The sequence below is a fragment of the Chitinivibrionales bacterium genome (genome assembly GCA_035516255.1).
Lineage (GTDB): Bacteria > Fibrobacterota > Chitinivibrionia > Chitinivibrionales > FEN-1185 > FEN-1185.
In genome coordinates this window covers 35,025-47,832 of record DATJAL010000025.1, presented here as the reverse complement: position 1 = coordinate 47,832, position 12,808 = coordinate 35,025, and the positions used below count along the sequence as shown (strand labels likewise).

Sequence of the window (12,808 nt, the reverse complement as noted above, 5' to 3'; positions counted from 1 at the left end):
AACCATACCTTTTTCCGCCCCGCAATCTTTAATCTTTAATCTTCATTTCCTTTTTTTCGCCAGTACAGCTTTTTTTATTCTGTTCACATGCCCCCGTCCCAATCCCTTCACCTCGCAACCCAGCTCGAAATAGCGCTGGATTTTTTCGTCGTCGAGGATGGCGAAACAGTCGATGATGGCGGCGGGCTTTCCGATTTTTTTCACCACTGTGTCCGGGTCGAGGTCGAGGTACTGCTTGTGGCGCACGGCGAGGACCACTGCGTCCGCGCCCTTGAGCGAGGCGTTCATGTCCTTCGACACGCACAGGTTGGTGAGTTTTTCCTGGTTGCGGAAGAAGCGCGCCCAGCTGTAGCCTGTTGACGGATAAGAGTCCTGTGACTCGAACTCCCACCAGTGCGCCACGTACGGATCGTGCACGCGCATTTCGGCGCCCATTTCAGTGAGTTTGCGCACGATGATCTCCGAGCCGCTGTAGCGGGTGTCGCCCACGTCCTCGCGGTACGATGCGCCGAGCAGCAGCACCTCCGCCGCCGCGATGGGCTTGTCCATGTTGCGCAGGGCGTCGCGTGTGAGCTGGCCCACGCGCAGGGCGCGCGTATCGTTGATGTTGATCGCCGCGGGCGTGATCTTGAAGATGTTCTCGTCCCATCCGAGGATGTGCTTGTAGGCCCACATGCCCAGGCCGCCGTCCTTGGGCAGGCAGTACCCGCCGATGCCCGGGCCCGGGAAAATGATGTTGCTGTGCGTGGGTCGCACCTTGATCGCCTTGATGACCTTGACCAGGTCAACGCCGTTCTGTTCCGCGAACAGGCTCCATTCGTCGAGGAAGGCGAGGATCGTGGCGCGGTAGCTGTTTTCCACGATCTTTGCCGTTTCGGACTCTATTGGTTTGTCAAGCACGGTGAGGGGAAAGGCCTTGGTGTTGAGCACCTCGGTGAGAAACTTCACCACGCGGCGGCGCGATTCCTTGTTGACGCCGCTGCACACGCGCCAGAAATCGCGGATGCTCGCCACGTAATTTTTGCCGGGCATGACGCGCTCGTAGCTGTGGGCGAGCACCGGCTCGCTCTTGATGCCGCGGTGCTCGAAAACCTTTTTCATGATCGGATACGCCACCTGCTCGGTGGTGCCGGGAGCCACCGTGGTCTCGATGAGCACGAGGGCGTTTGGCTGCACGCGCTCGGCAATGGTATACATGGATTTTTCAAGCGCGGCCATGTCGGCGCGGCCGGTGGCCAGGTTGCCCAGCGATTCCTTGAGGTAATCGCACTGCACGTCCACCACCACCACGTCGGCGAGCGAGAGCGCGTCCTCGTTGTAGGTGGCGATCAGTGTTTTCTTGTCAAGCACGCAGCGCTTGATCATGGGGTCCACCTCGGGGTCTTCCGCCTTGACCGGCGAAAGCCCGCGGTTGAGCAGCCGTATCTTCCAGAAGCTCCTGGTGCTCGGACGCTGCACGCCGATCACGAACTTTGAAGGTTTTCCCCTTGTGTCAACGGTGTCGGCGACGATCGCCGCCATGACCGCGCCCACGAAGCCCACGCCCACCACCACGACGATTTCCTTTCCTTTTTTACGTTCGGCGTCCGCGAGTTTTTTAATGCGGTCAAACTCCGCGGAATAGTCTTCTTTTTTGGGGATCGGAAACTTTTCGCCTTCAGGACTAATAGAGAAGGTATCGGCCATTGAATTGCCCTTTCCTGTGATTTGTGATAGGTGATTGGAATTACTGAAGAAAATGGATTCTTCAAAATACAATCTTTTTTACTTCAATTCAAAATGAAGTTCGATGATTTTGCAATTAGATAATTGAAAAAAATCACAATCAATTTGCTCCATTTCGCTCTTTCTTTACCATGTGCCATAGTTTTATTTTATACCTCCATGTCTCCGGAGGAAGGGCCGGAGGCATGATGTTGTAAACAGCAAGCGGTGGGCCAAAGGATATAGAAAGGCAGAGGATGGAGCAGTTTGCGATCGGCATTGATCTGGGGGGGACCAACCTTAAAGGCATCGTGATGAATAAGGATGGGGAAGGCCGCAATCTTACGCGAGTTCCGACAGAGGCGAAAAAGGGCGGGCAGAAGGTTCTCGAGAACATTCTCACGCTTATCGATAAATTGCTGCAGAAGGAAGGCGCCAAGGACCATATCATCGGCGTGGGCATCGGCACGCCCGGATTCGTCGACCGCGACGGCACCATTATCGGTGGTGCCGAAAACCTGCCGGGATGGAAGGGAACCCAGATCTACGAGCCCATCCAGCAACAGTTCGGCCTTCCCGCCACCGGCAGCAACGACGTCACGGTCACCGCGCTCGCCGAATCACGCTTCGGTGCGGGCAGGGGCGTCAAGAACATGGTGTGCCTCGCGCTCGGTACCGGTATCGGCGGCGGCATCGTGGTGAACGGCCAGCTTTACAAGGGCACGCACGGCATGGCCGGTGAGCTTGGCCACATCTGCGTGGAGACCAACGGCCTGCAGTGCAACTGCGGTCAAAAGGGCTGCGTCGAGCGGTACGCGTCGGCCACCGGCATCGTCGACATGGCGCTACGCTTGTGCGAAGGGCTTGATTCCAGGCAGCAGACGCCGTTCGCCCACGAGGTGCTGCGCAAACCGCAAAGCCTCACCTCCAAGATCGTGTATGAGTATGTCAAGAAAAACGACACCGTCGCGTGCCGCGTCAACGAGATGGTGTGCGAGAAGCTCGCGCGCGCGGTGGGCATTATCGTCAACGCGCTGTCGCCCGACCGCATCATCCTCGGCGGCGGGGTCATGATGGCGGGACAGGTGATCATCGACACCGTGTCGCGGTACGTTCCCATGTTCTGCTGGCCCGAAATATGGAAACGCTGCGACCTCGCCATCGCGCAGTTGGGCGAGAACGCGGGCGTCCTGGGCGCGGCCGGACTCGTGTTCGAAGACTTCACCGACGCAAATCCCGCAGAACATTCGGCGCCGGCATAACCGCCCGGCGTCCGATTGCTGCTGCACCCGCGCCGGGAGTGACCATGGACGATGTTTCCTCCACGCTCTCTCACCTTCGGGAAAAAATCCGCGCTTACGATGCCGCGTATTACGGCCGCGGCGAATCGCTTGTGTCAGACCGGGAATATGACGAGCTCTATGCGCGACTTGTCAAGCTCGAGCAGCAGCATCCCGGCCTTATAACGCCTGATTCCCCCACGCAGCGCGTCGCGAGCGACCTCACCAGGGAATTCGCCAAGGTAAAGCACTCCGTTCCCATGATGAGCATCGAGAACACTTACGCCGAGCCCGAGGTGCGCGAGTGGATCGAACGGGTGCAGAAGCTTCTTTCCGGCCAGAAGGTCTCGTTCGTGGGCGAGCTCAAGGTGGACGGCGTCGCGTCGTCGCTCGTGTACGAAAAGGGACGGCTGGCATCGGGCGTCACGCGCGGCGACGGCGTCACCGGCGACGACGTGACCGCCAACGTGCGCACCGTGAGGTCGGTCCCCCTGTTGCTTGACGCTCGGGAAAGCCTCGAGGTGCGCGGCGAAGTGTACATGACCTTCGAGGATTTCCGCAGGCTCAACGACGCGCTCGTTGAAAACGGCCAAAAACCCATGCAGAACCCGCGTAACACCACCTCGGGCACGCTCAAGCTGCTCGACCCCAGGGAAGTCGCGCGCCGCAACCTCAGCTTCGCGGCGTATTTTCTGCTTTCAAAAACCCATACAAAAAGCCACCTGGAGAACCTTGCCTTTCTCGAAACGCTCGGGTTTCCCGTGGTCATCCATTCAAAACGGCTGGTTTCGGCCGACGAAGTGGTGGAATTTCTGGAAGGATGGAACAAAAAGCGTCACGACCTGGATTTCCCCGTCGACGGCGTGGTCGTGAAAGTTGATAGCATTGCGCAACAGGAACAGCTCGGTAACACCGCAAAGAGCCCCCGGTGGGTGATAGCCTACAAATATCAGCCCGAGACCGCAATCACCCGGCTTATAGAAATAGAGCCGAATGTGGGCAGGACCGGTGTGGTGACGCCGGTTGCCAAGCTCGAGCCAGTGCTGCTTGCCGGCACCACCATCCGCAACGCCACGCTTCACAATTACGACGAGATACGGCGGCTCGACGTGCGCGTCAACGACTATGTTTCCATCGAAAAGGGCGGGGAAATCATCCCGAAGATCACGGCCGTGGTCAGGGAAAAGCGGCCGTCCCACAGCAAACCGTACGAGGAGCCGTCGTCCTGCCCGTCATGCGGGGCAAAGCTCGTGCGGCTCAAGGAGGAGGTGGCGCTGCGCTGCGTCAACAATTCCTGTCCGGCACAGCTTTTTGCGTCGCTCACTCACTTTGTCTCGCGCGGCGCCATGAATATCGAGGGACTGGGCCCGGCGCTCATCACCAAACTGCTTGACGCCAGCCAAATTAAAAACGTCGCGGACCTTTTTACCCTTGAAAAAGACCGGCTCGCCGAATTGGAAGGCATGGGAGAAAAATCCGCAGCCAACATCGTCGCCGCGCTCGAAGCATCCAAGAAAAACACGCTCGACCGGCTGCTGCACGGTATCGGCATCCGCATGGTGGGCGCCCAGACCGCGCGCGTTCTGGCCCAGGAGGTTCGCGACATCGGGGACCTGTTCGACATGCCGGTCGAAAAGCTCGAGGCGCTGCCGAACATCGGGCCGCAGGTGGCGCAGAGCGTGCGCAGTTTTTTCGACCGCGAACAGAACCAAAGGCTCGTGCAGCGGCTCAGGTCGCTCGGTGTCAATTGTAAAGGAATGGAAAAACCAAAGGCCGACGCCGCATTTGCGGGAAAGACCTTTGTGCTCACGGGCGGGCTTGCAAAGTTCACCCGCGAGGAGGCGCAACGGCTCATCGAGGAGCGCGGCGGACATGCTTCGGGGAGCGTGAGCAAGAAAACGGATTACGTTGTCGCGGGGGGAGAACCGGGATCAAAATATGAGAAGGCGAAGTCGCTGGGCGTGAAGATAGTGACTGAAGAGGAATTTGTGAGGATGCTGAAGGAAAAATAAGAGATAAATGCAAATAAAATTCAAGATATGGTAGGGGCTCTGCCCCTAAGACCCCGTAGGGAAAATGCTTTTTGTAGTCCGCCCTCCAAACCTCCCCCGCCGGGAGGCTTTCAACCAAAGCACGATTCATCCGAAAGTGTTTTAGCATGAATGATGCTGCCGAAAATCCTCATCAACAAATATTTCATTCGATATTGCTTTATTGCCGCTCCGGCTTTGAACAAGAATGCTCTCAGGAATTTTTAAACGCATCAAAAAAATTCGGTTTTGGAGCGATTGCAATTGCTGCCAAGGACAGCGGCTACGTGATATTCCGGTTCTCCAGTGCATCATCGGCAATTACCTGTCTCCAATCCCTCCCGTTTTCCTCGTTCGTTTTCAGCCGCCAGATGATCGCGGCCTCTGACCTCATCGGACCGCTATTTGCCGGCAACAGGATCAATCCGTTGCTGGAAGTCATCAGAAGGACAAACCAGAAATACTCCGATATTTTTATTGAAACCGCCGATACGAATGACGCGAAACAATTGAGCCCGTTGTGCAGGAAACTGCTGGCGCCATTTGCATCGGCCCTTAAGAAGGAAAACATTCTTATTGATAATTCTTTGGAAAACAGTGCTGATCCGATTCGGCTCCATATCTTTTTTACATCAACGGATCACGCACGCGTCGGGTATTCATCAGTAAATAATTCATCTTCCTGGCCCATGGGGATACCGCGCTTCAAATTCCCCGCCGGAGCGCCCAGCCGGTCAACCCTCAAACTCGAAGAGGCGTTTTGTACTTTTTTGTCAAGGGAGGACATGGCCCGCCTGCTCAAACCCGGGATGAGCGCCGTTGACCTCGGCGCGTCGCCCGGCGGCTGGACATGGCAGCTGGTCAGCCGAGGCCTCCGGGTCACCGCGGTGGACAACGGCCGCATGGACGGCCGCGTGCTCGCTTCGGGACTTGTGCAGCACATTCGCGGCGACGGGTTCGCCTTTGCGCCGAAGCATCCGGTAGAGTGGATGGTATGCGATATCGTCGAGCAGCCGTCGCGCATCGCGAAACTTGCCGCCCGGTGGATCGGAAATAAATGGTGCCGTCGGGTTATTTTTAATCTCAAGCTGCCGATGAAAAAAAGATTTGAAGAGGTAACGCGATGCAGAGAAATTATAACTGCGGAGTTGAAGAGGAGCGGCGGCCGTCATGAGATATGGATAAAACAACTCTATCATGATAGAGAAGAAGTGACGGCATACCTGCAGTGCGTGGATTTTTAAAAGGGATTTTCCGTAAAATGTTTCCTGCCAGAAAACATTTTTTTCCTGGCATTGCAGATTATCCTTTACCGACGGCCGGTCATGGTGTACTATGGAGAAGGAGGAGAAAATCATGCAACCGGGTCGTCCAAAAATTACAATTATTATCAATAAATATCGCCAAACTACGGCATTTTTAATTAAATTATATATATGGAAAAGGTTTAATTTCAGAAACATTACATCTTTTTTTATTAACGAGATTAACAGAAAGGGTTTGAAAGGGGGGGTTAAACGATTAATGCTTATTAAAGATGTAGTCTATGTAACTAACTCAAAAAAGGAGAGAGTCTGATGAAAAAAATTTTTAACCTATTTATTGGGATTGCCTTTATGGCACCCATCATTGCTGGTGCTGTAACGTGGCAGATGGACAGCAGTCCATTTGGCTTTCCTGCGGAGTCGGTGAAAAATCCCGCACAATCAAACGCCATGCTTACGGCGCATCTGTGCAGGCCGGTAGTGAACAACGGTTTCGTCACCATCCAGTACAGCCTTCCTCAAAATGTTCGTGGCGCAACACTCACCATTTACAATCTTTTCGGCGCGAGGATCCAGACCTTTGACCTTACACCGGGAAGCAATGCCGTCCGCTGGGGCGTTTCGTCGCATAGGGTCGTGACCGGCGTGTATCTGGCCGCCATGCGGTACGGAACGAATGAAGAAAAAACCAAAATATCCATTGTAAAGTAAGGAGGCTGAGCCATGAATATAAAAACAGTATGTGGAATTCTCTTGATCGCCGCCTGCGCGCTGTATGCCGATATTAATTCGGTCACGGTGCCGGGCACAATGCTTCACCCGCCGGACGCGGGCACGCAGCTCGGATTTTCCGGGAAGGTGGAATATACCCTCACCGCCGGCGGCTACGACACGATTTTCGTGACGCTTTCCATCCTGCCTTCTGGCGGCGGTACTCCGCTGACGCTTACCGAGGTATCAGGCGACGTGGGACCGGTACGAATTGTAAACCCCAATGCGCCTGACAACCATGTAATCTTTTTCCAATGTTCCGCCCCGGCTAACACGCAATATATCGCACGGATCACGGCGGTTGCCGACTCTTCTGCCTCCAAGAAGGCGGTGGAGAATTACATTGCCACCATGAGCAAGGTTAATAAAGCTACCCTGATGGGCGGAGGCGGCGATGGGTTCGAAGGGCTTGGGGCCGGGCCAATTCCCGAGATCTATATGTCAGATGGCCCCCACGGCGTGAGGCCGCAGAGCGGCGCGCAGGCAACGCTATATCCTTGCTGTTCAGGCGAGGCCAGCACATGGGACACGGCGCTAGCTTTTATACAGGGAGCCTCGAAAGGCGAGGAATTCAGAGCGCTCGGCAAAAACTGTTCGCTTGGACCCGCCCTTGATCTTGTCTATCATCCGCAGGGCGGACGGGCGTCCGAATACTACGGCGAAGACCCCTATGAATCCGGCCATATGGCCGGCGAGGACTGCATGGGTCTGCAGTCAAAAGGCGTTGCGGCAACAATCAAGCATTATGCCTGCAATAACAAGGAAAACAATAGAGGAACTTTGAGCGCGAACATGAGCGAGCGCTCTCTGCGCGAGATTTACCTCATGAACTGGAAGCCGTGTATCGTGAGGGGTAACGATGGCTGCTGGGGGATCATGGGCGCTTACAACCAGGTCAACCATCTCGTGGCTAACCAAGGATATTGCAACCAGAACAAATACCTTATGACCGATGTTCTGCGGAACGAGTGGGGATATAAGTTCATGGTGATGACCGACTGGGGCGCAAACATGGACTTTACGCAGGCGATCCGTTATGGCACCGATATTGATATGCCGAACCCCGACACCTATAACCTCGGTTCGGTCTCGGGTCAACCTGACAGCCTTGTCAATATGCATGCTCGCAGGATCATTTACGAGCACGAGATGGTGGGCGATTTGGTTGCCGGTTATAATGCCACGGCATTCACAAGCACTTTTAAAGGCACGACGCACAGAGCAGTGGCGAGACAGGTAGGTACTGCGGCAATCGTGCTTGCCAAAAATGATGGCAACATACTGCCCATCCCAAAGACGGGCAAGACAATCGCCCTTACGGGTCCCGCCTCAATGCTGTCAACATGCCGTACAGGCCCGGGTGGAAGCAGTTCAGTAAACCCTGCGTTCCGTGTTGATCCCAAGACCGGCATTACTCAGTTGCTTGGCGGTACCGGCGGATACCCGACAATCCCGGGCGCATCCACCATTACGACGGATCTCAATGCCGCCGACTATATTTTGGTTTTCGTCGGGGTCACGGGCGAGACAGAGGGCGCCGACAGGCCGAACCTTGCAGTACAGCCGGGTGACGGTGATGCCGCGGTGCAGACTGCCCTTGCCGCCACAAACGGCACCACTAAAACAATCGTTGTGTTTACCGGCGGCAGCGCAGCGAGCGCCGGATACTGGTCAACCGCGCCGGCAATTGTTTTCGCATTTTATCCGGGACAGGAACAGGGTTACTGTATCGCTGACGTGCTGTTCGGCAATTACAATCCGAGCGGCAAACTGCCCGTTACGTTCCCCGTGGATGCTACACAGCTGCCCAACTTCAATCTGGTGAACAACATCGAGCTGAACTATCCTGCGTCGGACACGGCGCACGGGTATTTCAGGATGGATAAAAACAAATGGACGCCGCTGTTCCACTTCGGCCATGGCCTGAGCTACACGACCTTTGAGTATTCCAACCTGCAGGTTTTCCCGACGACCATCTCCGCGGGAGACCGGGTTCATGTTAGGGTCACCGTGAAGAATACGGGCGACGTGGCGGGAAAGGAGACGGCCGAGTTGTATTTGTCAATGCCTGCCGCCGCCGGCCTGCCGGTACACGTTCAGGATCTGAGGGGATTCCAGAAGGTACCGCTGGATCCGACGCAGACGCTCGCTTCAGGTGCAAGCCAGACCGTAGATTTCATTCTGGCTCCAGAAGACATGCGGGTGTTCAATCCCAACGGCGCGGATTACAACGGCACGGGGACCTGGCAGATCAATCCGGGAACCTACGGCGTGCGCGTTGGAACGTCGTCACAGGTTGATTTGCAGCCGACGATGAGCGGCAGTTTTACGGTGCAATAATACAAATCTCTCAATCGGGTCCGGCGGGCCGCCCGCCCGCCGGACTCTGTATTTCCAACTAGAATTTATAACGGCAAAAATTGACTTTTGCGTCGTCATGGAATATCCTATTTTTTTATTTGCTCGGCAATGAGGGATGACGAAAAGGAAACGACGCTCATCCGCAAGATATAAAGTGAACCATAATAAACAATGAGGGGAGGAAGGAATGTCAAAAACCAATTCAATGTTGTGTGTACTTTTGTTGGCAGCGGTTTTTTCTTTTGCGCAGGATCAGAGCAGTGACAAGGGCGGGAAAGTTGTTCTTCCCGAGGGACTCAGCCTCATTCCGCACGCATACGCTCACATGGAGGCGGGTGAGATCGAGCAGGGCAGTCTGAAGAATGATGATATCGCAACGAATAACGGCAATTACGGGATCGATCATGTTTGGACCGAGGATGCGGACCTTGAAGGCGGATTTACCGCGATTTACAAAGATCGGCTCAAGATGGAATTCAGCCTCGGAGCAAAACTTTATTTCTCATATCCTGTTTTCCTCGGTCACGATCAATACACAAAGTACCTCAGGCAGGACATTTATTTCGATCAGGCATACGCTCAATATCATTTGGGAGACGCGGCCATGCCGCTCTTCCTCGCACAGGTAGGCTATTTTAAATTCAAATACAATCCGGAAGTTGTCAACCTCGGTGAATACATGTTCCGCACGGGAACGTATCCTATATGGTTCAATATGGGTTTCGACACACCATGGCAGCGGCTCCTGGGATTTCACGTGCAGGACAATTTTTTCAAGAGCCTTAAAATCGATCTATTGCTCACCAGCGCCACGGTATGGCCCACCATGAACTGGGCTCTTGCCGCACTTGCCAATTACGATATTGCTGCGCTTCATTTCATCAATATTGGGGCGGGCGTTGATTTTGAGCACCTTTTTGATGTTTATACCGATCGTTATTTCGGATCAGGTACAGGTGACCCGACACAGCCCAAAAGCGGGAATTACAACGCGCAGTACATTCAAAATGGTGACACCCTGTGGTACACGTTTAAGGGCACCAAAGTCATGGGCCGTATTACTATTGATCCCAAGGCGTTTTTCCACTCCAAGATCTTCGGCGAAAATGACCTAAAACTGTATGCCGAAGCCGACCTGATCGGCGTTGAAAATTATCCCGATTCCGGCCTACCCCAGGGCAGTCCAACGCTTACACTGGTAGCGCCTTCATATAACAAGTGGCAGGAAAAAATGCCTATCGCAATCGGGTTTTATTTCCCGACCTTCAAGGTCCTTGATGCGCTCGACGGCGAGATCGAATGGTTCGGCGCGAAATATTACAACGACGCGTCAAACCAGTTCGGCAAGGGAAGTGAGCCACTTCCGTACAGCGTACAGGTACAGCTCACGGATCCTAACGCGCCGGTCAAGAGCCAGATTAAATGGTCGGTATATGCGAAGAAGAGCTTTTTCGACGGCCATTTCGCGATTACGGGCCAAATCGGCCGCGACCACATGACGCTTCCGTGCGCGGCATACAGCTACGAGTACTGGAACGAGCTTCTGGTAACCGCGAATGACTGGTGGTGGATTCTCAAGACAAGCTGGATGTTCTAAAAAAGGTTGAAGTTGAAAGTTGGAAGTTGAGAGCAAGAAGGGGCGCTGTCGAAAATATGGCGCCCTTTTTTTATCGCGAGATGTCAATTCCTATCGGACAATGGTCGGATCCCATCACGTCCTTTAGGATGAATCCGTCCTTCACCCTGCCCTTGATATCGTCGCTCACGAAGAAATAATCGATGCGCCAGCCCACGTTCCTCGCGCGGGCGCCGCTTTTGAGGTCCCACCACGTGTACAGTCCGGGCTCTTGGTGGAACATCCTGAGCGTGTCGATGTATCCGTGTGTTAAATACTTGTCGATCCACGCGCGTTCTTCGGGGAGAAAGCCCGAGACCCCCGCGTTCTCCTTGGGCCGCGCCAGGTCGATCTCCTTGTGCGCGGTATTGTAGTCCCCGCACATGATAAGCGGGATTTTCTTTTTCCTCAGGCCGTCGCAGAAGGCAAGGAACGCGTCGTAAAAGTCCATTTTATATTTCAGGCGCTCTTCATTCTGCTTGCCGTTGGGAAAGTAGATATTGAGGAGCGTGAAGCCGTCGTAATGCGCCACGAGCGTGCGGCCTTCGGTGTCGAACTTCTTGACGCCGAAGCCCTTTTCAATCTTCTTGGGCTGCCGCTTGGTATAGACGGCGACCCCGCTGTATCCTTTTTTGTCCTGCGCCGAGTTCCAATGCGAAGAATATCCTTGCGGCGACAGGATGGACTCGTCGAGTTCCTGCGGGTCGAACACCTTTGTTTCCTGCAGGCAAATGATGTCCGCCCCGTCCTTCACGAGCCGGTCGAGCATGCCTTTTTTCGCGACCGCCCGGATTCCGTTGACGTTCCAGCTGAGTATTCTCATTATGGTTGTTCTCCTGCCATTAAGATACGCTGCGCAAAAGCGCAAAGGCCACATTTTTTACTTGGATATTTAACGGCAGCCGTTGCCACGCGCTTTGATACCAGCTATTTTCGTATGGGGAAGGCATGTTGTTCCACATGAACCGTTCAGTGGGTGACGATAATGCAGGTACAAATACAGAAAATAAGATCCTTTGTGGCCTCATACGCCCCGGCGTGGATGAGACAGTGGCGCGCAAAGCGGGCGCTCGCACGGCTCATCAACACAAGAAGAAAGGAAAACACCTCGCTGTCCGCGAAGCAGGTTTTTGCCAGGATCTATGATAACCGCGAATGGGGGGGAGGGCCGGACCCTTATTCAGGCACCGGTTCAGACGACGCGGTCACCGGGCCGTACTGCGTGTTCGTGGGGTCGTTTATCGCGAAGAACCGCATTGCCGGCATTGTCGACCTCGGCTGCGGCGATTTCAGGGTTGGCGCCCGGATCGCTCGGGCCGGCGGCTCGTGGATTGCCGTTGATATTGTGGAAAAAGTAATCGAGGCGAACCGGAAAAAATACGCGTATTTGCGCAACGTTTCGTTTGAATGCCGCAACATCATCGATGACGATCTGCCGCCGGGCCAGCTCTGTCTCGTGAGGCAGGTGCTGCAGCATCTTTCCAACGCGGAGATCGCCTCCATCGTCCAAAGACTGCGGGTATACGAGTACACCTTGGTGACCGAGCATTTTCCCGCCGATACCGTGCGCCTGCGGCCGAACCGGGACAAACCGCACGGGTTCGACACGAGGGTGCACGAGCGGTCGGCGGTTGTGCTTGACAAACCGCCATTCTGCGTCCCCGGTGTCGAGGAGGTGCTTTCGGTGCGCGCGGCAGCGGTGATCAGCGGCGAAGGGGAGACGATCCGGACGTTTCTTGTCCGTAAATGGTAAGGCGGCCATAACCGCTTATCATCTAAGAC

General features: G+C 54.9%; 9 protein-coding genes. 7 read left to right on the top strand and 2 right to left on the bottom strand.

All coding sequences use genetic code 11. The features are described from left to right. Positions 1-42: 42 nt before the first annotated feature. Positions 43-1,686 (bottom strand): nucleotide sugar dehydrogenase, encoded by a 1,644-nt coding sequence (locus VLX68_07410; protein HUI92057.1) that lies wholly within the window; start codon positions 1,684-1,686, stop codon positions 43-45. Between the two features lie 275 nt (positions 1,687-1,961). Between VLX68_07410 and VLX68_07405 the strand changes: the two genes are divergently transcribed. The 6 genes from VLX68_07405 (at position 1,962) to VLX68_07380 (ending at position 11,008) form a co-directional block, all read left to right on the top strand. Beyond that, on the top strand, positions 1,962-2,966 hold the full coding sequence (locus VLX68_07405) for an ROK family protein (protein ID HUI92056.1): 1,005 nt from the start codon (positions 1,962-1,964) through the stop codon (positions 2,964-2,966). A gap of 44 nt (positions 2,967-3,010) precedes the next feature. Next, positions 3,011-4,996, top strand: coding sequence for an NAD-dependent DNA ligase LigA (gene ligA / locus VLX68_07400; GenBank protein HUI92055.1), 1,986 nt, complete (start codon positions 3,011-3,013; stop codon positions 4,994-4,996). 146 nt (positions 4,997-5,142) lie between these two features. Further along, positions 5,143-6,258 carry a 23S rRNA (cytidine(2498)-2'-O)-methyltransferase RlmM gene (gene rlmM, locus VLX68_07395; GenBank protein ID HUI92054.1) on the top strand — a complete coding sequence of 372 codons (1,116 nt, stop codon included), beginning with the start codon at positions 5,143-5,145 and terminating at the stop codon, positions 6,256-6,258. 372 nt (positions 6,259-6,630) lie between these two features. Next, the gene (locus VLX68_07390) at positions 6,631-6,990 is read left to right on the top strand and encodes a T9SS type A sorting domain-containing protein (protein ID HUI92053.1); all 360 of its coding nucleotides are present in this window, start codon (positions 6,631-6,633) and stop codon (positions 6,988-6,990) included. A 12-nt stretch (positions 6,991-7,002) separates the two neighbouring features. Beyond that, complete coding sequence (locus VLX68_07385; protein HUI92052.1) at positions 7,003-9,390, top strand: glycoside hydrolase family 3 C-terminal domain-containing protein; 2,388 nt, start codon at positions 7,003-7,005, stop codon at positions 9,388-9,390. Between the two features lie 208 nt (positions 9,391-9,598). After that, positions 9,599-11,008 (top strand): hypothetical protein, encoded by a 1,410-nt coding sequence (locus VLX68_07380; GenBank protein HUI92051.1) that lies wholly within the window; start codon positions 9,599-9,601, stop codon positions 11,006-11,008. A 70-nt stretch (positions 11,009-11,078) separates the two neighbouring features. Here VLX68_07380 and VLX68_07375 read toward each other — a convergent pair whose 3' ends face one another. Further along, positions 11,079-11,849 (bottom strand): exodeoxyribonuclease III, encoded by a 771-nt coding sequence (locus VLX68_07375; GenBank protein HUI92050.1) that lies wholly within the window; start codon positions 11,847-11,849, stop codon positions 11,079-11,081. A gap of 195 nt (positions 11,850-12,044) precedes the next feature. On the opposite strand from VLX68_07375, the gene VLX68_07370 reads away from it, so the two are divergent. After that, on the top strand, positions 12,045-12,779 hold the full coding sequence (locus VLX68_07370) for a class I SAM-dependent methyltransferase (protein HUI92049.1): 735 nt from the start codon (positions 12,045-12,047) through the stop codon (positions 12,777-12,779). Positions 12,780-12,808 lie beyond the last annotated feature (29 nt).

Excerpts from the sequence above, each read along its gene's own strand:
- VLX68_07410 (HUI92057.1), bottom strand. The coding sequence starts at position 1,686 with ATGGCCGATACCTTCTCTATTAGTCCTGAAGGCGAAAAGTTTCCGATC.
- VLX68_07405 (HUI92056.1), top strand. The coding sequence starts at position 1,962 with ATGGAGCAGTTTGCGATCGGCATTGATCTGGGGGGGACCAACCTTAAA.
- ligA (HUI92055.1), top strand. The coding sequence starts at position 3,011 with ATGGACGATGTTTCCTCCACGCTCTCTCACCTTCGGGAAAAAATCCGC.
- rlmM (HUI92054.1), top strand. The coding sequence starts at position 5,143 with ATGAATGATGCTGCCGAAAATCCTCATCAACAAATATTTCATTCGATA.
- VLX68_07390 (HUI92053.1), top strand. The coding sequence starts at position 6,631 with ATGGCACCCATCATTGCTGGTGCTGTAACGTGGCAGATGGACAGCAGT.
- VLX68_07385 (HUI92052.1), top strand. The coding sequence starts at position 7,003 with ATGAATATAAAAACAGTATGTGGAATTCTCTTGATCGCCGCCTGCGCG.
- VLX68_07380 (HUI92051.1), top strand. The coding sequence starts at position 9,599 with ATGTCAAAAACCAATTCAATGTTGTGTGTACTTTTGTTGGCAGCGGTT.
- VLX68_07375 (HUI92050.1), bottom strand. The coding sequence starts at position 11,849 with ATGAGAATACTCAGCTGGAACGTCAACGGAATCCGGGCGGTCGCGAAA.